This window comes from Methyloligella sp. GL2, from assembly GCF_013341275.1.
In the GTDB taxonomy this organism is placed as follows: domain Bacteria; phylum Pseudomonadota; class Alphaproteobacteria; order Rhizobiales; family Methyloligellaceae; genus Methyloligella.
Genome location: NZ_CP054476.1, coordinates 1,913,592 through 1,936,813 on the forward strand (window position 1 = coordinate 1,913,592; position 23,222 = coordinate 1,936,813).

Sequence of the window (23,222 nt, forward strand, 5' to 3'; positions counted from 1 at the left end):
GCCCGGAACACCGTTCCCGGCGCGCCTGTGGTGCAGAATGCGACGTATACGCTGGATGCGGGCGACCAGGTGCGTGTCGTCGTGTTTGGACAGGAGAATCTCTCCAATGTCTATGCGGTCGATACCAGCGGCTATATCTCGATGCCGCTGATCGGCCAGGTGCATGCCCGCGGGCTGACCACACGGCAGCTTTCCTCGGTAATTACCCAGCGGCTCGGCTCCCGATACATCAAGAATCCGAAGGTTAGCGCCGAGGTACAGACCTATCGTCCGTTCTTCATACTCGGCGAGGTGCGCACGCCCGGGCAATATGCTTACGTCAACGGTATGACGGTGGAGACGGCGGTGGCGATCGCGCAAGGCTATACGGAGCGGGCCAACGAGCGGAAGTTCCGCCTGAGCCGGAAATTCGGCGGGGTGCAGAGCACGGTCATGGTTCCGCCCGATTATCCGGTGAAGCCGGGCGACACGATCTATGTGCTTGAGCGCTTCTTCTAAGCCAAGCTTCGAGAATCAAGTCTACAAACTGAAGTCGAGGGTCCAGTGACTGAGGCTGTCCGTGTCCTTCATTGCCTCCGTGCCCCGGTCGGCGGGCTGTTCCGCCACGTGCACGATCTGGCGAAGACGCAAGCCGAGCTGGGACTGGATGTCGGCATCGTTTGCGATTCGCGCACCGGCGGCGAACGGGCCGAGACCATGCTGCGCGAGTTGTCGGATGTCTGCCGCCTCGGGATTACGCGCTTTTCCATGGCGCGCCAGCCGGGGATCGGCGATTGGCTGGCGACCCGCAAGGTCGCCAAGATCGCGGCCGAAACGGGCGCGCATATTTTGCATGGCCACGGCGCCAAGGGCGGCGCCTATGCCCGGCTCGCCGGACGCCGTTTGCGGCGTAAGCGGCCGTTTCCGCTGGTGATCTACACGCCCCATGGCGGCAGCCTGCACTATTCTCCGAAGAATCCGATCGGGCGGATCTATATCGCCGCGGAGCGCTGGCTGGCGCGGATGACCGACGCGATGATCTTCGAAAGCGAGTTCGCCGCGCGGACCTATGAAGAGATGATCTGTGTGCCGCCCTGCCCGGCCCGCATCGTCCATAACGGACTCTATCCGTATGAGTTCTACGAGGTGGAGGTGGTCGACGATGCGGCGGATTTCCTGTTCGTCGGCGAGCTGCGCGAGCTGAAAGGCGTCGATGTTTTCCTCAAGGCGCTGGCCAAGCTGCAGCAGGATCGGCCGCGGGCGGAGCGTGATGCGCGCGCGGTGATCGTCGGCGTCGGCGCCGATGCCGCCAAATTCCACCGGCTAGCCAACCGGCTGGGCTTGCGCAAGCGTGCGATCTTCGCCGGGCCGCAGCCGGTGGGCATCGGATTTGCTCGCAGCCGCTGCCTTGTGGTGCCCTCGCGGGCCGAATCCCTTCCCTATGTGGTGCTGGAGGCGGTCGGGGCGCGCATGCCGCTGATCGCCACCGATGTCGGCGGGATTCCGGAGATCACGGCCGGCGTTCCCATGCCTCTGGTTCCACCCGGAGACGTCGATGCGCTGGCGGTGCAGATGGACAGCTTCCTCGTCGATCCGCATGCCTTTGCCGAGCGCGCCGCGGCCCTGCAAGGGGTCGCCAGGCAGCGTTTTACCGTGCAGGAGATGACCGAACGCATCACCGGTCTCTATTTCACCTTGCTGGAAACCGAACCGGACGCCTGAATTAAGGCAAATCCTTTTTAACCAAGCTTGCAGGCAGAGCTTTTGCTTTGCCGCGTCTTCACTCATCCCAAAACCTTCTATGCCAAGACTGGCACCGTCTGGGAGCGGCCGCCGGACTGTGCTTGCTCGGCCTCGCGCCTGCCGCCCCGGAAGACAACGAACAACGATCCTCAAGGCCGTCCGCGGTCAAGGGGGCGCAAATTCGGTCTGGGTGGAATGCCAGGAAGCGGACGGTGGGTCGTCGGATGAGCATCATGGAACGCAGTGGGGAGTTCCCTAAGAACAAGAAGGCGTCTTCGGACCGCCGCCGCAAGAGCGGCCAGCCGCCGTTCAAGGAACGCCGCAAGGTGCCGCGGCCGCCCTTGGCGGAGATTCGCCGCGGCGCCAATCTGGATCTGCTGCCGGCGCCGGTGCTGACCGGCATCGTCCGTCTTATGGAATTTCTGCTGATTTCCGGGATCGGCTTCCTGATCTATTTCCTGCATGTGGAGTGGGAGGGACGGACCACGCATCTGGTCTATCTCGGCACGGTGCTGGCCACTGGCGCTCTCTTCACGGGCGTGGTGCAAAGCTTCGGGCTGTACCGGGTGCAGGCATTCCGCGATTTCGCGGTGAGCTATGCCAGGCTTGCCGTGGCCTGGAGCCTGGTTCTCGCCGGGCTGATGGCCTTGGCCTTCTTCGCCAAGGTCGGGGCCGAGTTCTCACGGCTATGGCTCGGGACTTGGTATTTCTCGGTGCTGGGCGCCCTGCTCGCCGAGCGCGCCACGCTCACGGTGCTCATGCGGCGCTGGGCGCGCGAGGGCCGGCTCTATCGCCGTGCCGTCATCGTCGGCGGTGGTGCGGAGGCCGAGGATATGATCAAGTCGCTGGAGGCCTCGCCGAATACCGATATCCGCATTGCCGGGATTTTCGACGATCGCGGCAACGACCGGGTTTCGCCGGTGGTGGCCGGCTATCCGAAGCTCGGCAAGATCGCCGATCTGGTGGAGTTTGCCCGCAATTCGCGCGTCGATCTCTTGATCATCTCGCTGCCGATGCGGGCGGAGAAGCGCGTGCTGGAGATCCTCAAGACGTTGTGGGTTCTGCCGGTCGATATTCGGCTTTCGGCCAACAACAACGCGCTGCGTTTCCGGCCGCATACCTATTCCTATATCGGCAATGTCCCGTTCATCGATATCGCCGACAAGCCCATCGCCAATTGGGACTTCGTCAGCAAATGGCTGTTCGACAAGATCGTGGCCGGGCTCGCGACGATCGTGCTGGCGCCGCTGATGGCGCTGATCGCAATTGCCATCAAAGTAGACAGCAAAGGGCCGGTGCTGTTCCGCCAGACCCGCCAGGGCTTCAATAACGAGCCGATCAATATCTACAAATTCCGCTCCATGTATCAGGAGAAGACGGATGCGGAAGCCGACAAGCTGGTGACCAAGGACGACCCCCGCGTAACGCGGGTCGGGCGGATCTTGCGCAAGACCAGCCTGGATGAGCTGCCGCAGCTCTTCAACGTCTTGAAGGGCGAGCTCTCTTTGGTCGGGCCGCGGCCGCATGCGCCCAAGGCCAAGGCGAAGGACCGGCTCTATGCCGATGTGGTGGATGGGTATTTCGCCCGCCACCGGGTAAAGCCCGGGGTGACCGGCTGGGCGCAGATCAATGGCTGGCGCGGCGAGACCGACACCGAGGAGAAGATCCGCCGGCGCGTCGAATACGATCTCTACTACATCGAGAATTGGTCGGTGATGCTGGACCTCTACATCCTGCTGATGACGCCCTTCGCTCTGCTCAAAACGGAGAACGCGTATTGAGTGCCGTCGCCGACCAGTTTGGCGTTGCGCGCCCGCCCTATGGCGGCAGTGCCGGGGGTGTGTTGAGTCCCGGCCTGATGCGCCTGGTGCTCGCCTATGTCTGGATTTCGGTGGCGAGCATCTCGGTGGTGCTCGCCGATCCGGCGCCGCCGGATATCCTGATCATGGGCTTGGCGCTGCTGCTGCCGGTGGTCGGGCTGGTGCGCTATACGCCGGGCCTGGCGCTCTACATGATGATCTGGTGCCTGATCATCGTCGGCGGGCTGATCGCCACCACTCAGGCCGGCATTTTCGATGTGCCGGTCAAGCATACGGTAATCACACTTTATCTTGCATTCACCTCGGTGGTGCTGGCCGGATTTATCTCATCCGATCCGCCCCGCTACATCCGGCTGATCATGTCGGCCTATCTATTTGCGGCGGTAATTGCGGCGATCGCCGGCATCATGGGCTATTTCGGCGTGGCGGGGACATATGACCTGTTCACCGAGTATGGCCGCGCCAAGGGCACCTTCCAGGATCCCAATGTGTTCGGCGCGTTTCTGGTGCCGGCGATCCTGTATTGCTTCAACACGGTGCTGCGCAGCAAGGCGCCGAAGGCGCTGCTGACCATCGGCATCGCCGCCATCTTGATCCTTGGCTGTCTGCTTAGCCTCTCGCGCGGCTCTTGGATCAACCTGATCGTCTCGATGGCGATCTTCAGCTATCTGACCTTCATCACCGCGCAGCAGAACCGCCGCCGGGTGCAGCTGCTGTTCTATCTGCTGCTTGGGATCCTGTTTGCCGTCGGACTCGTCGTCGCGGTGTTGAGCGTTCCGAGCTTTGCCGATCTGTTCGGCCAGCGCTTCGCCTTCGAGCAATCCTACGATGCCGGGCCGGAGGGCCGCTTCGGCGGGCAGTTGCGGGCGATCGGTGTCATTCTCGATCATCCGCTGGGGTATGGCGCGCTGGAGTTCGCCCGAATTTACAAGAAGGGCGATGTGCACCAGGTCTATCTCAGCATGTTCCTCAATACCGGATGGCTCGGTGGCGTCCTGTTTATCGGGCTGGTGCTCGGAACCGTGTTCTTAGGTATCCGGCGCGTGCTCGGCGGCGGAAATGCCGACGGTCTGGGCGCCGTGGTGGTGGCCGGATTCACCGGCGCCGTGCTGGAAGGCGTGGTGATCGATATCGACCACTGGCGCCATCTCTTCCTGCTGATGGCGATCGTTTGGGGGATGGCGCTCGCCAGCCCGCCGGGCGCGAGCGCGGCGATGCGGCGAGATTAGCGGGCCTCTGTCCGGAAGCGGCACACGCTTTTTCAGAAGACAATGCTTCAGAAGGCAGGGCTTCAAAAGGCAAGGCTGGTCGGAGCGGCGAGATTTGAACTCGCGACCCCCGGTCCCCCAGACCGGTGCGCTAACCGGGCTGCGCCACGCTCCGAGCCGAACCTTGAAGGGTGTGGGTATACACGCTCAGCCGCGCCAAGCAAGCGGCGTGTTCACTTCATTGACGACGAGAGGCAAATTGGTCCTCTAATCCTCGGCTAAAGCCCCCGGCCTCACTCTTTGGCTTCGGCGAGAATCCTCTGACAGGCATCGATTTCGTCGAGCAGTCCGTGGATGAATTTGCCGTAGTCGAACTCGCCGTTCGGCGCTTTCACAAATCCCACACTGCTGGCTGCCTCGGCTGCGAGATCGGGAATCAGGTGCCCGGGCGCCGACTGCCCGGCTTCGGCCGATTCGCTGGTCGACATCACCGAACGTGGACCGTTCTCGCGCAGGATCTTTTGCACGCCGCGGATGGTGTAGCCCTCGCTGTAAAGCAAGTGCCGGATGCCCTTCAGCAAAGCGACATCCTCCGGCCGGTAGTAGCGCCGGCCGCCACCGCGTTTCATCGGCTTCAATTGTGTGAATTTGGCTTCCCAAAACCGCAAGACGTGTTTGGGAACGTCGAGGTCATCGGCGACCTCACTGATAGTGCGGAATGCCTCCGGCGCTTTCTCCATGCTCTTACCCCCGCTTCGGGGCTTGAGCCTAATCCCTCAATCAGCGCAAGCCCGGTTGCAAATCTTAGCGCATATTACAACTGTCTTTCAGGTACTTGCTACGTTGCGCTCACCCTATTCCGCAGCCTTCCTCCGAGACAAAGCATTGTTGATGCTTTGCTTCATGATGTTGCTGGCCCGGAACACCAGGACGCGCCGTGGTGTGATCGGGACTTCCTCGCCGGTTTTTGGATTGCGGCCAATGCGTTCGCCCTTGTCGCGGATCCCGAAAGACCCGAATGAGGACAGCTTGACCGACTCTCCGCGCTCAAGGCTGGAGACGATCTCACGCAACACCAATTCGACCAGTTCGGCCGACTCGTTACGTGGTAATCCGACTTTCTGAAACACGGCCTCCGCCAAGTCGGCGCGTGTTAGTGTTTTCCCGCTCATACAGCACTTCCCCCAGATCGCGGGCCGAGGGAAAATGCTAATCGAGTAACTAACCTCCGGTCAATGACCGTTCGTTCAAATTCCTGATTTTGCGTTCTTTTCGACGGCGAAGTGTGGCCAAAGCGGCACGCAACTTACGATATCACCAGCGCACCAGCAGCGCGCCCCAGGTGAATCCCCCGCCCATCGCCTCCATCAGCACCAGATCGCCCGGCTGAATGCGGCCGTCCTTGACGGCGGTGTCGAGCGCGAGCGGAATCGAAGCAGCCGATGTGTTGGCATGCTTGTCGATTGTGACCACGATGCGCTCGGGCGGCAAGTTCAGACGGCGCGCCGCGCCGTCGAGGATGCGTTTATTGGCCTGATGGGGCACGAACCAGTCGATATCGGACGGCTCCAGCCCAGCCTTTTCAAGGGCTTCGTCGATCGCTTCGGCGATTTTCACGACGGCGTGGCGGAACACCTCGCGGCCATCCATACGCAGATGACCGACGGTCTTGGTCGTCGCCGGGCCGCCATCGACATAGAGCTTGTCGCGGTAGCGGCCGTCGGAGCGGATGCAGGCGGCCAGGATGCCGCGATCGGTGGCGTCGCCCGGCTGCGGCTCGGCCTCGACAACGACCGCGCCAGCGCCGTCGCCGAACAGCACGCAGGTGCTGCGGTCCTCCCAATCGAGGATGCGAGAGAAAACTTCAGAGCCGATGACAAGTGCGCGGCGGAACTGGCCGCAACGCAACATATTATCGACCGTAGCAAGGGCGAAGACGAAGCCTGAGCAGACCGCCTGCATGTCGAAGGCGGCGCCGTTGGTGATGCCGAGTTCGGCCTGGATGGTGGCTGCGCTGGCCGGGAAGGTCTGGTCCGGGGTGGAGGTGGCGAGCACGATGAGGTCGATATCCTCCGCCGCCATACCGGCATTGGCGAGAGCCGCCTTCGCCGCCTCGACGCCCATGGACGAGGTGGTCTCCCCCTCGCCGGCGATGTGCCGTTGCTTGATCCCCGTGCGCGTGGTGATCCAGTCGTCGGTGGTGCTGACGAGTTCGGAAATTTCTGTGTTGGTCATCACGTGCTTCGGAAGATATCCGCCGCACCCTTTGACAACCGTCCGCAACACACTCACGTCGACCTACACTCCCATGCCTTACGCCGCACCGCTGAGTTCAAGCTCGGCATGGAAGCGGGCGACATCGTCGGCCAGACGGTTGACCACGCCGTTGGAAGCCATGTCACAGGCCAGATCGATCGCACTGGCAAAGCCAGTCGCGTCGGTCCCGCCGTGGCTCTTCACGACAATGCCGTTTAGACCGAGAAATATGCCGCCGTTGAGCTGGCGCGGATCCATCTTTTCCTTGAGAGCGCGGAACGCGCCCTGTGCCAGCACGGCTCCAATTCGAGCGAGTAGCGAACGGCCCATGGCCGCCCGCAAATATTCCGCGATCTGCTTAGCCGTTCCTTCGGCGGTCTTCAAGGCGATGTTGCCGGTGTAGCCGTCGGTGACGACCACATCCACGGTGCCGCGGCCGATATCGTCGCCCTCCACGAAGCCGTGATAATGGATCGGAAGCGGGGCGTCCTTCAGGGCAACGGCGGCTTTCTTGATCTCGTCCAGCCCCTTCACCTCTTCCACGCCGATATTGAGCAGGCCGATATTGGGGCGCTCCAGGTGGAATACGGCGCGGGCCATGGCGGCGCCCATCAGCGCGAATTCCACCAGCTGGCGGGAATCGGCACCGACATTGGCCCCGATATCGAGGACGATGCATTCGGATTCGATGGTCGGCCAGATCGCGGCGATGGCGGGCCGGTCGACCCGCTCCAAGGTGCGCAGGCAAAATTTGGCCATGGCCATCAGCGCGCCGGTATTGCCAGCGGAGACTGCCGCCCCCGCCCTGCCGTCCTTCACCGCCTCCAAGGCAAGCCACATGCTGGAATGCCAGCGGCCCTTGCGCAGCGCCACGGAGGGCTTCTGGTCCATGGTGATGGCGACGTCGGTATGAATGATCTCGGACCGACGGCTCAGCGCCGGATGCTCGGCCAGCACCGGCTCGATCACGGTCTGGTCCCCGACCAGGATAAAGCGCAGGTCAGGATTGCGGACGAGCGCCTCCGCCGCGCCGGGAATAACCACGGCGGGGCCATAGTCTCCGCCCATCGCATCAAGCGCTATGGTGACTGGCGCACCCATACTTCCGTACCGATTAAGATGAAATAAGATGAAATAAGATGAAACATGTCTCTTGGCCGACCGGCCTTGAAGAGCCCCCGAAGCGGCCCCAGAACATACCCAAACGCGCTCGGCTTACAACCCATTACCATGCGGCGTCTGGCCCTGGTCCGATCAGCGTTTGAGCCTTTCCAAGATTGAGAATGGGTTCTCTTTAGCGGATTCTTCCGGCTCGTCCCCCTGTTCTGGCTCCCAATCGAGGTTTGCGCCTTCCTTACGGGGATAGGGATCGAGGGCGGTGGCGAAGGATTCGTAGATCAGCGGGCCGATATCGATCTTGCCGCCTTGAATCGGCTCCGGCCACTCGGCCAGCGGATCGCTCAGCGTCTCCTCGTCGAGCTCGGCCTGCCAGCGCTCGATGGCGCTTTGCGGCAGATAGTCGGCCTCTACGGGAATTTCCAGCGATGCCGGGACGGGATCCAGGCTGACCACGCAAGTCTGCGTGGCATCGGCGGTGAGCTTGCCCTTGAGAGTGACGCCACCGCCGGAGACCCGGTTCAGCGTGTAGACGAATCCGAAACGGTCAAGTGACTGAAGATCTTGAAGAGTTTTGATCTCTTCCAGCTCCGCAGGGGTGAAGCTGGCGGTTTCCTCCAGCCCATCGCGAATGGAGTCGACGGCAATGACGCGTTTGAGCGGCGACGGCGGCTCTTCGGACGGGATTTCGGGCTGGTTTCGGTCAGTTTTGCGTTTGGCCATGGTCAAGCCATCTCCGGGAATTGCACGTTGCCGGTTTCCAGTGTCTCCAGCGGCTGGCTGCGCAGATGCGCGACCGTCTGCTGCAGATATGGACTTAACAGACGGGCGGAACGCATTGCTTCTGTTTGCGGAAGCGGCAAAACCTCGGCAATGGTCTCTTCCAGCGCCGCGTTGCCTTCAGCCAAGGCTTTTTCGAAGGCAAGCGCCAGGCCGTGATTGGTGGCCGAGACGCCGCGGACCCGCTTTGGGATACGCAGATCGCTGATGCCGAGTTCCCGCAGCACGGTCTCCATATCGGCGCTGAAGCGGTCCACCAGCTCTTGCGCCAGCTCCTGGGCGGCGGGGCCCTCCTGCTTGAGCCGGTGCAGCAGCGCGAAATAATGCATCGACAGCATGACGAATCGGCCCTCGAGGGTATCGGGGACGCCGGCCTTGGCATAGAAATACGGCAGCCGCGCCTGCGCCACAATCGCGCTATAGAGTTCTTCGGCGTTGTCACGGGCGGGAGGCGTCTGCCATAACCGGCTGATAATGTTCATGGAGTTGGCCTTCGGGTAAGGTTCCACTGTAACGCGGACCAGCGCTCCGCTATAGAGTTTTTCAAGACCTTTGAGGGAGCCTGACCCTCCATGCTGGTGCCCCGCGTTTTTTGCGGATGCTCGGCGCCGGGGGCAAGCGATTTTCGAATGACGGATTGTTGGGGGCAGCCTCAGTGAAAAGGGTTACGTCGAGAGACGCCGTATCGTCAATCTCCGGGCTGATGGGGCTGGCATTGCTGGGCCTTGCCGCCGTGCCGCTATCCGGCTGTGGCGGGCAAATCGATCATCACGGCCATGTCTTCACCGATGTGGATACCAGCCTGGTGCGTCCCGGCATGACCAAGGAAGACGTCAAGCTGACGCTCGGCTCGCCCGACACGATGGGCACCATCGGCGGCGATACCTATTATTACATCTCGAGCACCAAGAAGACGGTGGCCTTCCTGAAGCCGAAGGAAATCGACCGCCAGGTCATGGCGGTTTATTTCAATAGCGCCAGTCGGGTGCAGCGGGTCGCTCATTACGGGCTGAAGGACGGTATCGTGGTGGATTACGCCAGGGACGAGTCCCCTGCCCGCGGCAAGGATATGAGCCTGGTGGAAGAGCTGTTCGGCAATGTCGGTCAGCGCAGCATGTTCAAGAAGAGCCACGAAAACCGGTCGACGCCTGGGCCTGGCTTGTAAGAGCCGGCGGCGGAGCTGGAAGGCCGAGCGCTTGCTTGGCACTCACGGACCGACAAAGAAAAAGGCCGGACCCTTCTTGGGATCCGGCCTTTTCTTTCGTCTATGCGCTTTCACCTAGTGGGCGAGAACCGCCAACAGCAGCAAGGCCACGATATTGGTGATCTTGATCATCGGGTTCACCGCAGGGCCCGCGGTGTCCTTGTAAGGATCGCCGACCGTATCGCCGGTGACGGCGGCCTTATGGGCCTCGGAGCCCTTCCCGCCGAAATTGCCGTCCTCGATATACTTCTTGGCATTGTCCCAGGCGCCGCCGCCGGCGGTCATGGAAAGGGCCACGAACAGGCCGGTGACGATCACGCCGAGCAGCATGGCGCCAAGTGCCGAGAAGGCCGCGCTTTTGCCGGCGATCAGGTCGATCAGAAAGAAGAAGGCGATCGGGCTCAGCACCGGCAGCAGCGAGGGAACGATCATTTCCTTGATCGCCGCCTTGGTAAGAAGGTCGACGGCGCGGCCGTAATCGGGCCGCTCGGTCCCCTTCATGATGCCCGGCTTCTCCTTGAACTGGCGGCGCACCTCTTCGACGATCGAGGCGGCGGCGCGCCCCACCGCGGTCATGGCGATGCCGCCGAACAGGTATGGCAGCAGCCCGCCGAGGAAGAGCCCCACCACCACGTAAGGGTTGGACAGGGTGAAGGCTGGATTGACGCCCTCAAAGTATGGGAACTCAGCCGGATTAGAGGCGAAGTAGTTCAGATCCTGGGTATAGGCTGCGAACAGCACCAGGGCGCCGAGACCGGCGGAGCCGATAGCATAACCCTTGGTGACCGCCTTGGTGGTGTTGCCGACCGCATCCAGCGCGTCGGTGGTTTTGCGGGTCGCCGCCGGCATGTTGGACATCTCGGCGATGCCGCCGGCATTGTCGGTGACGGGGCCGAAGGCATCCAGCGCCACGATCATACCGGCCAATGCCAGCATGGTGGTGACCGCAATGGCGATGCCGAACAGGCCGGCGAGCCCGTAGGTGACGAGGATGCCGGCCATGATCACCAGCGCCGGGAGCGCGGTGGATTCCATCGAGATGGCGAGGCCTTGGATCACATTGGTACCGTGGCCGGTGACCGAGGCCTGAGCCACGGAATGGACCGGGCGGTAGCCGGTGCCGGTGTAATACTCGGTTATCACCACGATCAGCGCGGTGATGACGAGGCCGACCACGCCGCAGAAGAACAGCGATTGGCCGGTGAAGGAGACATCGCCCACGGTCAGCGTCGTATCCATGCCGACGAGATAGGCGGTGAGCGGCCATAGCCCGATCAGCGAGAGCACCGCGGTGGCGATCACCCCCTTATAGAGCGCGCCCATGATCGACTTGCTCTGGCCGAGGCGAACGAAGAATGTGCCGACGATCGAGGTGACCACGCACATGCCGCCGATGGCCAGCGGATAGAGCATGATGGCCAGGATATCGGCGCTGTCGCGGAAATAGATCGACGCCAGCACCATGGTGGCGACGACGGTCACGGCATAGGTCTCGAACAAATCGGCCGCCATGCCAGCGCAGTCGCCGACATTATCGCCCACATTATCGGCGATGGTGGCGGGATTGCGCGGATCGTCCTCCGGAATGCCGGCCTCGACCTTGCCCACCAGATCGCCGCCGACATCGGCACCTTTGGTGAAGATGCCGCCGCCGAGACGGGCGAAGATGGAGATCAGCGAGGCGCCGAAGCCGAGCGAGACCAGCGCGTCGATCACCACGCGCGAGGTCGGCGCGTAGCCGTAGAACTGGGTCAGGACCAGGAAGTAGACGGAGACGCCGAGCAGCGCCAGACCGGCCACCAGAAGACCGGTGATGGCGCCGGAGCGGAAGGCGATGCTCAAGCCCTCCGCCAGGCCCTTCTTGGCGGCCTGGGCGGTGCGGACATTGGCGCGCACCGAGACATTCATGCCGATATAGCCGGCTGCGCCCGACAGAATTGCGCCGATGGCAAATCCGATGGCTTGCGGCAGGCCGAGCAGGAACAGACCGGCAAAGAAGATGACGACGCCGACGGCGCCGATGGTCATATATTGCCGCGAGAGATAAGCCCTCGCGCCTTCTTGGATCGCTGCGGCGATCTCTTGCATTTTTTTGGTGCCGGCATCGGCGGCAAGCACCGCCCGTGTCGTGGCAAGACCGTAAACGATCGAAAGCGCTCCGGCGGCGATGATCGCGTAAAGAACCCAATTCATGTGGACTGCTCCCATTCGATGCAGTTTCAACATTATTTTGGGGAGCGAGCAGGAACGATCGCCCCTGCTCAAATACACGCCTGTCCTCCCCCGTGTCAGGCGCGATTCTTAGCGGGACAAAAAAAAATGCCAAAGTTAAGGGGGAGGCGCAACAAGTGCTTCTGTGCTGCAATGCAGCATAAGCGTTGTTGTTCTGCAAAAAGAACTTGCGCTTATTTGTTGTTTTGGCCACCGAAATGGGTATAGCCGCGCTGCGATACCGGGAGTGTTTTACCGCCCTCCCCGAGGAAGCGGACCATCCCGCCCGCCTCGGTGACGGTGCCGATCCGGCGGACCGGGACAATGGCACGGGCGGCGGCGGATTCGAAGGCGACCGCTGAGGTCTCCGGCACTGCTGTCAGGATCTCGTAATCGTCGCAGGCGGAAAGGATCTGCGAAAATGCGTCCGGCTCCGCTTTACAGGCCTTTTTGGCTGCCTCGGAGAGCGGCACGGTCGTCGCATCGACTTCAGCGCTGACACCGCTTGCCGTGCAGAGCTTGGCGATATCTCCGGCCAGCCCGTCGGAGATATCCATCGCGGCGGAGGCAAACTCGCGAAGCGCCGAAGCAAGCTGCAGCCGCGGTTCGGGATAGCGGTAGCGGCGGATCAGCGCCTCGACCTGCATGGGATCGAGCTGCCAGGTGGCGGCGAGTTTCGGGTTCCGAAGCAGCCGCAGGCCGAGGGCGGCATCGCCGATGGTGCCGGAGACATAGAGCCGGTCACCGGGCTTAGCGCCGCGGCGCAACGGCGTCTTCCCCTCGGTGCCTTGGCCGAACGCCGTAATGGAAATGGTCAGCGGCCCCGGAATCGCCGAGGTATCGCCGCCGATCAGGGCAATGCCGGCAAGCTGCTGCATGGCCCTCAGCCCGTCGGCAAAGCCCTGCAGCCAGTCGGGTGGTATCGCGGGCCGGCCGTCTTCGGACGGAAGGCAAAGGGTGAGCACATAGCCAACCGGCGTTGCGGCCTTGGCGGCAAGATCGGAGAGGTTTACCGCAAGCGCCTTATGGGCGATGGCGTCGGGCGGATCGCCGGAAAGGAAATGCACCGTCTCGACGATCACATCGGTGGTGACGATGAGCGTGCTGCCGTCGCGGCGCAGGATCGCCGCATCGTCCATTAGCCCCAGCGCGGCGTCTGAGCTGGCGAGGGGCGCGAAGTAGCGGGCGATGATCTCGAACTCGCCCTCCGGTTCCGACCCCTTGGCCATGTCAGGTTTCCCGCTCTTTCAGATCGGCTGAGGCTGCGGTCTCCGCTGGCGTTTCGGTACGCGGCGGCAGATCTTCGGGCCGCACTTCCCGGGCAATGCGGTCGAGCAGCCCATTCACGACCTTGCGCTCGTCGCCTTCGAAGAAGGCCTTGGCGAGATCGAGATATTCGTTGATCGCCACTTTCGGCGGCACGTCGTCCCTGAGCAAGATCTCATAGGTGCCGGAGCGCAGGATGGCGCGCAAGGTGCTGTCGATGCGGCTGAGATGCCAGCCCTCGGCCAGGCGCGCATTGATCAGCGGATCGATGCGGCGTTGCTCGCGCACCACGCCGCGCACGATATCGTCGAAGAAGGCGAGTTCCGCCTCGTGCAGCTTCTCGCCTTCGATCTCGCTGCCGAGCCGGTGCTGGGCGAACTCGGTCACCACCTCATTGAGGTCGATGCCGGTCATGTCCATCTGGTACAGCGCCTGAATGGCGGCGAGGCGCGCAGCGCTTCGAGCCGATGCGCGCGACGGGGCTGGTTTGGTTTCGGCCATGGCTTACCGCCGGCTCGCTTGCGAGAAATGCTGTTCCAGCTCCATCAGGGCGAGACAGGCCGCGGCGGCGGCCCCGCCCTTGTTGCGCTTGTCGACGCTGGCCCGGTCCCAGGCTTGCTCCCGGCTTTCGCAGGTGAGGATGCCATCGCCGATGGGAACGGCGTGGCTGACGGCAATCTGATGCAGCCCGGCGGCAGACTCCTTGGCCACGATATCGTAATGGGTGGTCTCGCCGCGGATCACGCAGCCGAGCGCAATGGCGGCCCGGTGGCGTCCGGCGCGTCCGACGAAGCCATTGGCCAGTGCCAGGCTCAAAGCGAGCGGAATCTCTAGGCAACCCGGCACGAAAATACGTTCGTACTCGACGCCGTAACTATCGAGCTCCTCGATCGCACCGCGGGCGAGTTCCTCGGCGATGTCGTCGTAGAAGCGCGCTTCGACGATCAAGACGGACGGTGAGAATTTGCGAGCCATGCTGCCCCTACTCCAAGGTACGGTGTCCGGCTACGGTGAGGCCGTAACCTTCCAGCCCGACGATCTTGCGGGCCGGCGAATTGCTGAGCAGCACCATCTGCTTGACCCCGAGATCGAGCAGGATCTGCGCACCGATACCGTAATCGATCAGGCGCTGCTGACCGGCATCGCCATTTGCCTTGGCTTTGATGCGGCTGGCAATGGGATGAGGGTTGCCGTCCTGGATCAGCACGATGACACCGCGCCCCTCGCGGGAAACCGCCTCCATGGAGCGGTGAATCAGGCTTTCGCGCTCGCCGCCGCCGGCGAGAAGGTCGTTGAGTGTGTTCACCGCATGGACGCGCACCAGAACGGGCGAGCCGTCGGAGACATCCCCCTTCACCAAGGCGACATGCTCTGCATTGTCGACCCGGGTGGCGTAGACCTTGAGATCGAAATTGCCGCCGAAGGCACTGTCGATACCGGTCTCTGCAGCCACTTTGACCAGTTGGTCGTAGCGCAGGCGATAGGCGATCAGATCGGCGATGGTGCCGATCTTGAGATTATGGCGTTCGGCGAAGCCGATTAGATCGGGCAACCGCGCCATGGTGCCGTCGTCGTTCATCACCTCGCAGATGACGCCCGCGGGGATCAGCCCGGCGAGGCGAGCAATATCCACCGCCGCCTCGGTGTGGCCGGCGCGGACCAACACGCCGCCTTCGCGTGCGACCAGCGGGAAGACATGGCCGGGCGTGACGATATCGCGATAGTCCTTCGAAGAGTCGATGGCGACGGAAATGGTATGCGCCCGGTCATGGGCCGAAATACCGGTGCTGACCCCTTCGCGCGCCTCGATTGCCACGGTGAAGGCGGTGGCGTGGCGGGATTTGTTATCCCGCGCCATCAGCTCCAGGCGAAGCTGGTCGGCCCGGTCCTGCAGCAGCGATAGGCAGATCAGGCCGCGCCCGTGGGTGGCCATGAAATTGATGGCGTCAGGGGTGGCCATCTGCGCCGGGATGATGAGATCGCCCTCATTCTCGCGCTCTTCGGCATCGACCAGGATGAACATGCGCCCGTTACGGGCATCCTCGATCACGTCTTCGATCGGCGAGAGAGCCTGATGGGGACTCGGCTTGGCTAAGGTCACTTCGGTTTTCTCTATCCTGCCGCCTGCAAAATCTTCGGCGCGGTCCCGGAGGCTTGGACGTCGGCGCCGCTGAGGCGCTCTGCATAGCGCGCCAGACGATCGACCTCCAGGTTCACAAGGTCGCTGGCCGACAGATGCTGGAACGTGGTGTGGCTCAGGGTAAAGGGAATCAGGTTGACGCCAAATTGGCTTCCCGCCACCTCGTTAACAGTGAGCGAAACGCCGTTCAGGGCGACGGAGCCCTTGGCGGCGATATAGCGGGCAAGCTCCTGCGGCGCCTCGAAGACGAAACGGCGGCTGTCACCGTCCGGCGTAATCGAGACGATCTTCGCCAGCCCGTCGACATGACCGCTGACCAGGTGACCGCCGAGCTCGTCGCCGACCCGCAAGGAGCGCTCCAGGTTGATCTTGCGCCCCGGCTGCCATGCACCGAGCGTGGTGACGTCCAAGGTCTCGTTGGAGACGTCGACGTCGAATTCGGCTCCCTCGCCCGCTTTGACGATGCGAATCGCGGTGAGGCAGCAGCCGTCGCAAGCGATCGAGGCGCCAAGGGCGATGCTGTCTGCCGGAGAGTGACAGGCAATGCGAAAACGTCCCGCCTCGCGGGATTTCAGCTCGCCTATGTCTTGGATGAGTCCGGTGAACATGGCCTGTTCCGTTTCCACTCGGTCATGGTATCGCGGCCGAAGGAGCGGGTATGGGTGGGGATGAAGGCGCCGTTGCCGGTGAGCTTGTCGATGCCCTCGTCGACGAAGGGGAGCAGCCCCTCCTCGCCGACCTCTTCGGCGCCCTGATAGATGATCGCCTCGTCGACTAGATCGGCGTCGAGGAAGCTCTTGGCGACGGCGGGGCCGCCTTCCACGAGGACACGGGTGATCCCGGCCAGGGCCAGGCCTTCCAGCGCCTCGCGGACGCAAGGATAGCCTTCTTCGTCGCAATTCACGCGGATGATCTCGGCGCCGCGCTCCTGCAGCGCGCTTTCGTTGGTCTGGGGTTCGTCGGCACAGACGAACCAGACCGGCACCATCTCGTCGTCGAAGAGCTGTGCCTTCTTCGGCGTGCGCAGGCGGCGGTCGAGGATGACGCGGACCGGAGAGCGGCATTCCAGGCCGGGCAGCCGGCAGGTGAGGCTGGGATCGTCGGTGGTGACGGTGCCGCGGCCGATCAGGATGGCATCGCAGCGGGCGCGCTGCAGATGGGCATGGGCGCGGGCCGCTTCGCCCGTGACCCAGACCGGGCTGCCATTGCCTTCCGGGATACGTCCATCGGAACCGACGGCAAGCTTCAGGATCACCTCGGGGCGGTTCTCCGCTACGCGAAGAATGTGGCCTCGGGTAATCTCGGTGGCCTCCTCGGCCAGCACGCCTTCATCGACGGCAATCCCCGCAGCGCGGAGCTCTTCGATTCCCTTGCCGGAGGTGCGGGGATCGGGGTCGCGGATGGCGCAGACCACGCGGGCCGGGCTGGCGGCGGCAAGTGCCGAGGCGCAGGCCTCGCCCCTGCCCTCATGGGCGCAAGGCTCCAGGGTGACATAGACGGTGGCGCCCATGGCCCGCTCGCCGGCTTGCGCCAGGGCGATCGCTTCGGCATGGGGCCGTCCGCCCGGCGCGGTGACGCCGCGGCCGACGATCTCGCCTTCGGGGGTGACGATTACGCAGCCGACGGAAGGGTTCGGCCACGTGGTGCCAAGGCCGCGCCGCGCCATGGCGAGCGCCTGGGCCATATAGTCTTCATCTGTCAGTGTCATGGACCGGTAACAGCGCCGCTTTTTCGGGCGTCGCCCTTAGTCGTCTTCGAGGATCGGACCGATGTCGTCATCGGGATCGGGGCCGGTAAGCTCTCCAAGTACCGCCTCGAAATCCTTGGCCTCTCGGAAGTTCTTATACACGGAGGCAAAGCGTACATATGCAATGTCATCGAGGGTCTTCAAGGCCTCCATTACCAACTTGCCGATGGTTTCCGATTGGACATCGCTTTCGCCCATATTTTCCAAGCGGCGGACGATGCCGCTGACCAGCCGTTCCAGGCGCTCCGGCTCCACCGGGCGCTTGCGGGCGGCGATCTGAATCGATCGCATCAGCTTGTCGCGGTCGAACGGAACGCGCCGGCCGCTTCGCTTGAGCACAGTCAGCTCGCGAAGCTGGACACGCTCGAAAGTGGTAAAGCGGCCGCCGCAATCTGGACAGACGCGGCGGCGCCTTATCGTGGTGTGATCCTCGCTCGGGCGCGAGTCCTTCACTTGCGTGTTGGTGCTGCCGCAATACGGGCATCGCATGAAGGACGGCCCCCCTCTTCGGCTTCAGCAGCCTTAAGCGTTAGCGATAGATCGGGAAGCTCTCGCAAAGCGCGATGGCACGCTCCTTGACCGCTTTCTCGACCTCGGCATTGCCCTCCTCGCCATTGGCCGCGAGACCGTCGAGAACCTCGAGGATCATATTGCCGATGGTCTGGAACTCGGTGACGCCGAAGCCGCGGGTGGTGCCGGCGGGCGAGCCGAGACGGACGCCAGAGGTCACCATCGGCTTCTCCGGATCGAACGGCACGCCGTTCTTGTTGCAGGTGATGTGCGCCCGCTCCAGCGCCTTCTCGGCAACCTTGCCGGTCAGGCCCTTGGGCCGCAGATCGACCAGCAGCACATGGGTGTCGGTGCCGCCGGTGACGAGGTCCAGGCCGCCGCCGACCAGGGTCTCGCCGAGCGCCTTGGCGTTATCGACGACCTGCTTGGCGTAGAGCTTGAACTCGGGCGACAGCGCCTCTTTGAAGGCGGTGGCCTTGGCGGCGATGACGTGCATCAGAGGTCCGCCCTGCAGACCCGGGAAAACGGCCGAATTGATCTTCTTGCCGATCTCCTCGTCGTTCGACAGCACCATGCCAGAGCGCGGGCCGCGCAGGGTCTTATGGGTCGTGGTGGTGACGACATGGGCGTGCGGCAGCGGGCTCGGATGCATGCCGCCGGCGACCAGGCCGGCAAAATGCGCCATGTCGACCATCAGATAGGCACCGACGGAATCGGCGATCTGACGGAAGCGGGCGAAATCGATCTGACGCGGATAGGCGGAGCCGCCGGCGATGATCAGCTTCGGCTGGCACTCCTTGGCCAGGCGCTCGACCTCGTCATAGTCGATCTGCTGGGTGTCCTCGCGGACGCCGTACTGCACGGCGTTGAACCATTTGCCGGACTCGTTCGGCGGGGCGCCATGGGTGAGATGGCCGCCAGCGGCGAGCGACAGGCCCATAATGGTGTCGCCCGGCTTGATCAGCGCCAGGAACACCGCCTGGTTGGCCTGGGAGCCGGAATGGGGCTGCACGTTGACATAGGCGCAATCGAACAGGCGCTTGGCGCGGTCGATGGCCAGCTGCTCGACGACGTCGACATACTGGCAGCCGCCGTAATAGCGCCGGCCCGGATAGCCCTCGGCATACTTGTTGGTCAGAAGCGTGCCGGCGGCATCCAGCACAGCCTGGGACACGATGTTCTCCGAAGCGATCAGCTCGATCTCAGTCTGCTGGCGCTCGGCTTCGTCTTCAATGGCGCTCCAGAGCTCCGAATCGGAATCCTCCAGATGCTTGGTGAAAAAGCCAGATCCGCGCGTTTCGCTGCTGGTTTCGCTTGCCGTCATCTCTCACGCTCCTCGAACTAATGCCAGCCAATCGGCGGCCCTGCTTCTGCGATTGGGGCTCGTTTTCCGGCTCAAGAACCCTGCCGGGACCCATAGATTGCGCTGCCCTTAGCATATGTCGCCGGGTCAGGCTAGCTGCTGGCGCAGCAAGACCCACAGGCCGGATAGCATGGCCGATTTCGTCAAGAAAAGCGATATGAGCCGGCGCGCCCTGCCCGGAATCGGCAGTTACGCAGCGCGGGCGAGATCCATCTCGCTCCACAACACGTTCAGCGCATCCATCAGATAATCCATGTCCGCGTCGCTGTGATACGGCGCAGGCGTGATGCGGATGCGCTCGGTGCCGCGCCGGACGGTCGGATAGTTGATCGGCTGCACATAGATGCCGAAGCGGGTAAGCAGCGCATCGGTCAGCTGCTTGCAGCGGACCGGATCGCCGACCATCACCGGCACGATATGGCTGGGATTTTCCAGCACCGGCAGATTGGCCTCGGCCATGCGGCGTTTGAGCTCGGCGGCGCGCTCCTGCAGCTTCTCGCGCTCCGCCTGGCTCTCTTTCAGATGACGCACCGATGCGATGGCGCCGGCAACGACGGCCGGGGCCAGCGAGGTGGTGAAGATGAAGCCCGGCGCATAGGAGCGGACGGCATCGATCATATTGGTGGAGGCGGCGATATAGCCGCCCATCAGGCCGAAGCCCTTGGCCAGGGTGCCCTCGATAATGTCGAGCCGATCCATCAGCCCTTCGCGGTCGGCGACGCCGCCGCCATGGGGGCCGTAAATGCCGACGGCATGCACCTCGTCGAGATAGGTCAGAGCACCGTGACGCTTGGCGATCTCACAAATCTCGGCGATCGGGGCGATGTCACCATCCATGGAATAGACCGACTCGAAGGCAACCACTTTCGGTGCGTCGTCGGCATATTCGGAAAGCTGACGGTCGAGATCCTCCAGATCGTTATGGGCGAAGATGCGCTTCGGCCCGCCGCCATGGCGGATGCCCTCGATCATGGAGGCGTGATTCTGTTCGTCGGAGAAGATCACGCAGCCCGGCAGGATGCGGGCCAGCGTGGAGAGCGTCGCCTCGTTGGAGATATAGCCGGAGGTGAACAGCAGGGCCGCCTCTTTGCCGTGCAGATCGGCAAGCTCGGCTTCCAGCTCGACGTGATAATGGGTGGTGCCGGAAATATTGCGGGTGCCGCCTGCCCCGGCGCCGGCGGTGTCGATCGCCTCGTGCATGGCAGCGAGCACCTTGGGATGCTGGCCCATGCCGACATAATCGTTGCTGCACCAGACCTTGATTTCGGCCGGGCCCTCGGCCTGAAAATGCTCGGCGTGGGGAAAGTTGCCACGCTTGCGGCGGATATCGGCAAACTCGCGATATCGGCCTTCTTGCCGGAGCGCGTCTATAGCCCGCGCAAGCTCCGCTTCGTAATCCATCGGCTCTGTTTCCACCCTGAAAGGCTGCGGCCCAATTGGAAAGGACGTTCCGCTTACCCCCCTGATTACATCATAGGCCGTTCGCTCAAGGATTGGGCGAGCCTATGGTCGCAGGGTCCCTGCTGTTTGGCATAGCACAGCGATATGGGAAACGCCTATCTCCAAGGGGAGATAACCTTTCCGGCGAAGGCTTCAAGATCGGCGACCTGCGTATTTAGTACGCAGACGCCGTCGTGGAGGTGGTATCGACCTGATAGATGTCCGGGCGGAAATTGGCCATGCCGTCGGGCGTGGTCCAAGCCGAGACATAGATGAACATCACCGGCACCGGGCGCTTGAGCTTCACGATCTGCTGCTCGCCGGTCATCTTCATCTGCTGGATGCGGTTGATGTCCCAGCCGGGATTGTCCTGCAGCAGCCAGGCGACGAGATTCGAGACATTGTGCACGCGCACGCAGCCATGGCTCTCATAGCGAAGCTCCTGGGAGAAAATCGCCTTTTCCGGCGTGTCGTGCATGTAGACGGCGTGCCGGTTCGGGAAGTCGATCTTCACGAAGCCGAGGGAATTCTCCTCCCACGGAAGCTGACGGAAGCGATAGCCGTAGACCGCGTCGGAGTACCAATCCACCTGCCCCGGCCCGAGGATCTGGCCCGAGCCGTCGATGGCCTGCATGCGGTAGGTCGCCAGCATGTCGACGCCGCGTGCCTGCAGCTCCCGGGCCTTCGGCACCAGGTCGTTGCGCACGATGCTGCGCGGCACGTTCCAATACGGGTTGAAGCTGATCTGCATGATCTTGCTTTCAAGCGTCGGCGTGGCGAGGTTCGCCTTGCCGACCACCACCGTATAGCGGTCCACAACCTGGCCGTTATCCACGGCCTCCGACTGCGCCGCCGGAATATTCACGATGACGTAGCGGCCGTGCGCCTTCGGCGCCAGCTTGCGCAGGCGGGTCAGCGAGGCTTTCAGCTGCTGCAGGCGGACCGATGCCGGCACGTTCATCGCATCGACGGTCGGGCGGTCGAGCACCCCCGTCGGCGGCAGGCCGTGACGGACCTGGAATTTCTGCACCGCGCGGGTGACCGCCTCGTCATAGACGTTGGGCACGCTGGTGCCGACGAGGTCGCCGCTGATCTCGAGCCGCTGATGCAGCGTGATCACCGCCTGGCCGCGCGAGCCGGGCTTCAGGGCAAGCTCGGGCACCCGGGGCCAGCCGCCGCGGGCAACGATATTCTCGTATTGCTCGACGGTCTGACGGGTCAGCTCGATATTCTGCGAGGACAGGGTCGGGAAACCGGGGCGCGGGTTGGTGACCCATTGCGCCTTGAACGGATCGTTGCCGTCCTGATCGGTATCGCCGCGGCGGAACCAGCCCCAGCCGCGCCGCTGGCTGCTTTCCGCTGCCGGGCTGCCGCTGCTGCTGTCCTTATTGCCGAGGAATTTCTGCAGGCCGAGAAACTGGGCATGGCCGGTCGTCGGCGTATAAGCACAGAGAACCGCGCCAGCCAATGAGGCGGCGATGAGGCGCGTTGTATTGCGCTGCCAAATTTGCATTTACCGCTTCCCCCGTATTGCGGCAACCGGGGTCCCTAATTCAAAGCATAGACCCGATGGGTGCGCCACACTAGTCCCTTCGGCGTTAATGAAAAGCCAACCGGCATGCCCAACCGGGAGACCTTACGCGGACGTATCCACGCAATAAGCTTCGGCCAACATGTTGACCGGATGCGATGACTTCAAGGCCTAGCGGGGGATTGGGGCGATTTTTAGCGGAAACCGCGTCATTCGGGCACCAGAACGCCACTTTAGACGCCGAAAAACACCAATCGCCCGGACGGTTTCCCATCCGGGCGATCAAATCTCGTGGTGAAGCTCTTCGCGAGTATTCCGGCGAAACGCCGCTCGTCCTTAGAGCTGGTAGCGGATCTGATCGGTCCAGAAGCGCTCCAGCCGGATCAGCGACTGGTTCAGCACATCCAGATCGTCGCCGCCGATGCCGCCAACCTTCTGCAAGGACTTGAGCTGGCGGTCGTAGAGGTCGTTCACCACCTGAGAGACGGTGCGTCCCTTCTCGGTCAGGCTGACCCGGACCGAACGGCGGTCGGTGGTCGAACGCTCATGGCGGATATATCCGGCTTCCACCAGCTTCTTCAGGTTATAGGAGACATTGGAGCCGAGGTAATATCCGCGGCTCGTCAGCTCTCCTGCTGTCACTTCAGCATCGCCGATATTGTAAAGCAGCAATGCTTGGACGCCATTGACGTCGGAGCGACCCATACGGTCGAACTCATCCTTGATGACGTCGAGCAGAAGACGATGCAAACGCTCAACTAGTTTCAAGGAGATCAGGTAGCGTCCTTTAAGATCTTCTACCTCACCGGCGCTTTCATGCGCGCCCATATCCAGGGCTACATTCATCACCTACCCTCAGTTGTTTTTGTTCCCCAACTTTATGGTGATGACTATAGGGGCGTTGCGCT

General features: G+C 62.9%; 23 protein-coding genes and 1 tRNA gene. 5 read left to right on the forward strand and 19 right to left on the reverse strand.

From position 1 onward, the window contains the following. Window positions 1–30 precede the first annotated feature (30 nt). The 4 genes from HT051_RS09070 to HT051_RS09085 all read left to right on the forward strand — a co-directional run bounded on the left by HT051_RS09070 (window position 31) and on the right by HT051_RS09085 (window position 4,771). Window positions 31–498, forward strand: a complete 468-nt coding sequence (locus HT051_RS09070; RefSeq protein WP_174541732.1) for a polysaccharide biosynthesis/export family protein — start codon at window positions 31–33, stop codon at window positions 496–498. 45 nt (window positions 499–543) lie between these two features. Further along, window positions 544–1,701, forward strand: a complete 1,158-nt coding sequence (locus HT051_RS09075; RefSeq protein WP_174541733.1) for a glycosyltransferase family 4 protein — start codon at window positions 544–546, stop codon at window positions 1,699–1,701. 254 nt (window positions 1,702–1,955) lie between these two features. Then, a complete protein-coding gene (locus HT051_RS09080; protein ID WP_246810036.1) occupies window positions 1,956–3,503 on the forward strand; it encodes an undecaprenyl-phosphate glucose phosphotransferase in 1,548 nt (515 codons plus the stop codon). Then, a complete protein-coding gene (locus HT051_RS09085; RefSeq protein WP_174541734.1) occupies window positions 3,500–4,771 on the forward strand; it encodes an O-antigen ligase in 1,272 nt (423 codons plus the stop codon). The genes HT051_RS09080 and HT051_RS09085 overlap by 4 nt, the downstream gene beginning before the upstream one ends. Window positions 4,772–4,847: 76 nt before the next feature. Here HT051_RS09085 and HT051_RS09090 read toward each other — a convergent pair. The 7 genes from HT051_RS09090 to HT051_RS09120 form a co-directional block, all read right to left on the reverse strand. Further along, a tRNA-Pro gene (locus tag HT051_RS09090) sits at window positions 4,848–4,925 on the reverse strand. Between the two features lie 118 nt (window positions 4,926–5,043). Continuing rightward, complete coding sequence (locus HT051_RS09095) at window positions 5,044–5,490, reverse strand: MerR family transcriptional regulator (RefSeq protein WP_174541735.1); 447 nt, start codon at window positions 5,488–5,490, stop codon at window positions 5,044–5,046. Between the two features lie 114 nt (window positions 5,491–5,604). Beyond that, entirely contained in the window at window positions 5,605–5,922 is a 318-nt protein-coding gene (locus tag HT051_RS09100) for an integration host factor subunit alpha (RefSeq protein ID WP_174541736.1), read from the reverse strand. Window positions 5,923–6,064: 142 nt separating this feature from the next. After that, window positions 6,065–7,042, reverse strand: coding sequence for a beta-ketoacyl-ACP synthase III (locus HT051_RS09105; RefSeq protein WP_174541737.1), 978 nt, complete (start codon window positions 7,040–7,042; stop codon window positions 6,065–6,067). 21 nt (window positions 7,043–7,063) lie between these two features. Continuing rightward, window positions 7,064–8,107 (reverse strand): phosphate acyltransferase PlsX, encoded by a 1,044-nt coding sequence (gene plsX, locus HT051_RS09110; protein ID WP_174541738.1) that lies wholly within the window; start codon window positions 8,105–8,107, stop codon window positions 7,064–7,066. Between the two features lie 153 nt (window positions 8,108–8,260). Further along, a complete protein-coding gene (locus HT051_RS09115) occupies window positions 8,261–8,845 on the reverse strand; it encodes a DUF177 domain-containing protein (protein ID WP_174541739.1) in 585 nt (194 codons plus the stop codon). 2 nt (window positions 8,846–8,847) lie between these two features. Then, window positions 8,848–9,384, reverse strand: a complete 537-nt coding sequence (locus tag HT051_RS09120) for a ubiquinol-cytochrome C chaperone family protein (RefSeq protein WP_174541740.1) — start codon at window positions 9,382–9,384, stop codon at window positions 8,848–8,850. Window positions 9,385–9,557: 173 nt separating this feature from the next. Here HT051_RS09120 and HT051_RS09125 point away from each other — a divergent pair, with 173 nt between their 5' ends. Then, a complete protein-coding gene (locus tag HT051_RS09125; RefSeq protein WP_246810037.1) occupies window positions 9,558–10,067 on the forward strand; it encodes an outer membrane protein assembly factor BamE in 510 nt (169 codons plus the stop codon). A 114-nt stretch (window positions 10,068–10,181) separates the two neighbouring features. Here the strand turns inward: HT051_RS09125 and HT051_RS09130 are convergent, their stop codons facing one another. The 12 genes from HT051_RS09130 to ldtR form a co-directional block, all read right to left on the reverse strand. Beyond that, window positions 10,182–12,299: a sodium-translocating pyrophosphatase gene (locus HT051_RS09130; protein WP_174541741.1), complete on the reverse strand. Its 2,118-nt coding sequence runs from the start codon at window positions 12,297–12,299 to the stop codon at window positions 10,182–10,184. Between the two features lie 212 nt (window positions 12,300–12,511). Continuing rightward, window positions 12,512–13,546 carry a thiamine-phosphate kinase gene (gene thiL / locus HT051_RS09135; protein WP_174541742.1) on the reverse strand — a complete coding sequence of 345 codons (1,035 nt, stop codon included), beginning with the start codon at window positions 13,544–13,546 and terminating at the stop codon, window positions 12,512–12,514. Window position 13,547: 1 nt separating this feature from the next. Continuing rightward, window positions 13,548–14,084: a transcription antitermination factor NusB gene (nusB, locus tag HT051_RS09140; protein WP_174541743.1), complete on the reverse strand. Its 537-nt coding sequence runs from the start codon at window positions 14,082–14,084 to the stop codon at window positions 13,548–13,550. A gap of 3 nt (window positions 14,085–14,087) precedes the next feature. Beyond that, entirely contained in the window at window positions 14,088–14,558 is a 471-nt protein-coding gene (gene ribH, locus HT051_RS09145) for a 6,7-dimethyl-8-ribityllumazine synthase (RefSeq protein ID WP_174541744.1), read from the reverse strand. Window positions 14,559–14,565: 7 nt separating this feature from the next. Then, window positions 14,566–15,606 (reverse strand): 3,4-dihydroxy-2-butanone-4-phosphate synthase, encoded by a 1,041-nt coding sequence (ribB, locus tag HT051_RS09150; protein WP_174542949.1) that lies wholly within the window; start codon window positions 15,604–15,606, stop codon window positions 14,566–14,568. Window positions 15,607–15,695: 89 nt separating this feature from the next. Further along, window positions 15,696–16,331, reverse strand: coding sequence for a riboflavin synthase (locus HT051_RS09155; RefSeq protein ID WP_174541745.1), 636 nt, complete (start codon window positions 16,329–16,331; stop codon window positions 15,696–15,698). Continuing rightward, window positions 16,304–17,431: a bifunctional diaminohydroxyphosphoribosylaminopyrimidine deaminase/5-amino-6-(5-phosphoribosylamino)uracil reductase RibD gene (gene ribD / locus HT051_RS09160; RefSeq protein ID WP_174541746.1), complete on the reverse strand. Its 1,128-nt coding sequence runs from the start codon at window positions 17,429–17,431 to the stop codon at window positions 16,304–16,306. Before ribD ends, HT051_RS09155 begins: the two co-directional genes overlap by 28 nt. Window positions 17,432–17,467: 36 nt before the next feature. Continuing rightward, entirely contained in the window at window positions 17,468–17,959 is a 492-nt protein-coding gene (gene nrdR / locus HT051_RS09165; RefSeq protein WP_174541747.1) for a transcriptional regulator NrdR, read from the reverse strand. A gap of 40 nt (window positions 17,960–17,999) precedes the next feature. Continuing rightward, on the reverse strand, window positions 18,000–19,304 hold the full coding sequence (gene glyA, locus HT051_RS09170) for a serine hydroxymethyltransferase (protein ID WP_174541748.1): 1,305 nt from the start codon (window positions 19,302–19,304) through the stop codon (window positions 18,000–18,002). Between the two features lie 228 nt (window positions 19,305–19,532). Continuing rightward, window positions 19,533–20,744 carry a 5-aminolevulinate synthase gene (gene hemA / locus HT051_RS09175; RefSeq protein ID WP_174541749.1) on the reverse strand — a complete coding sequence of 404 codons (1,212 nt, stop codon included), beginning with the start codon at window positions 20,742–20,744 and terminating at the stop codon, window positions 19,533–19,535. Window positions 20,745–20,958: 214 nt separating this feature from the next. Then, the gene (locus tag HT051_RS09180; protein ID WP_174541750.1) at window positions 20,959–22,296 is read right to left on the reverse strand and encodes a murein L,D-transpeptidase; all 1,338 of its coding nucleotides are present in this window, start codon (window positions 22,294–22,296) and stop codon (window positions 20,959–20,961) included. A 354-nt stretch (window positions 22,297–22,650) separates the two neighbouring features. Next, the gene (gene ldtR, locus HT051_RS09185; RefSeq protein WP_174541751.1) at window positions 22,651–23,160 is read right to left on the reverse strand and encodes a transcriptional regulator LdtR; all 510 of its coding nucleotides are present in this window, start codon (window positions 23,158–23,160) and stop codon (window positions 22,651–22,653) included. Between the last annotated feature and the right edge of the window lie 62 nt (window positions 23,161–23,222).

Coding starts and splice junctions, on each gene's coding strand:
- HT051_RS09080 (WP_246810036.1), top strand. CDS start 1,956: ATGGAACGCAGTGGGGAGTTCCCTAAGAACAAGAAGGCGTCTTCGGAC.
- HT051_RS09095 (WP_174541735.1), bottom strand. CDS start 5,490: ATGGAGAAAGCGCCGGAGGCATTCCGCACTATCAGTGAGGTCGCCGAT.
- HT051_RS09100 (WP_174541736.1), bottom strand. CDS start 5,922: ATGAGCGGGAAAACACTAACACGCGCCGACTTGGCGGAGGCCGTGTTT.
- plsX (WP_174541738.1), bottom strand. CDS start 8,107: ATGGGTGCGCCAGTCACCATAGCGCTTGATGCGATGGGCGGAGACTAT.
- HT051_RS09115 (WP_174541739.1), bottom strand. CDS start 8,845: ATGGCCAAACGCAAAACTGACCGAAACCAGCCCGAAATCCCGTCCGAA.
- HT051_RS09120 (WP_174541740.1), bottom strand. CDS start 9,384: ATGAACATTATCAGCCGGTTATGGCAGACGCCTCCCGCCCGTGACAAC.
- HT051_RS09130 (WP_174541741.1), bottom strand. CDS start 12,299: ATGAATTGGGTTCTTTACGCGATCATCGCCGCCGGAGCGCTTTCGATC.
- thiL (WP_174541742.1), bottom strand. CDS start 13,546: ATGGCCAAGGGGTCGGAACCGGAGGGCGAGTTCGAGATCATCGCCCGC.
- nusB (WP_174541743.1), bottom strand. CDS start 14,084: ATGGCCGAAACCAAACCAGCCCCGTCGCGCGCATCGGCTCGAAGCGCT.
- ribH (WP_174541744.1), bottom strand. CDS start 14,558: ATGGCTCGCAAATTCTCACCGTCCGTCTTGATCGTCGAAGCGCGCTTC.
- ribB (WP_174542949.1), bottom strand. CDS start 15,606: ATGTTCATCCTGGTCGATGCCGAAGAGCGCGAGAATGAGGGCGATCTC.
- HT051_RS09155 (WP_174541745.1), bottom strand. CDS start 16,331: ATGTTCACCGGACTCATCCAAGACATAGGCGAGCTGAAATCCCGCGAG.
- ribD (WP_174541746.1), bottom strand. CDS start 17,431: ATGACACTGACAGATGAAGACTATATGGCCCAGGCGCTCGCCATGGCG.
- nrdR (WP_174541747.1), bottom strand. CDS start 17,959: ATGCGATGCCCGTATTGCGGCAGCACCAACACGCAAGTGAAGGACTCG.
- glyA (WP_174541748.1), bottom strand. CDS start 19,304: ATGACGGCAAGCGAAACCAGCAGCGAAACGCGCGGATCTGGCTTTTTC.
- hemA (WP_174541749.1), bottom strand. CDS start 20,744: ATGGATTACGAAGCGGAGCTTGCGCGGGCTATAGACGCGCTCCGGCAA.
- HT051_RS09180 (WP_174541750.1), bottom strand. CDS start 22,296: ATGCAAATTTGGCAGCGCAATACAACGCGCCTCATCGCCGCCTCATTG.
- ldtR (WP_174541751.1), bottom strand. CDS start 23,160: ATGAATGTAGCCCTGGATATGGGCGCGCATGAAAGCGCCGGTGAGGTA.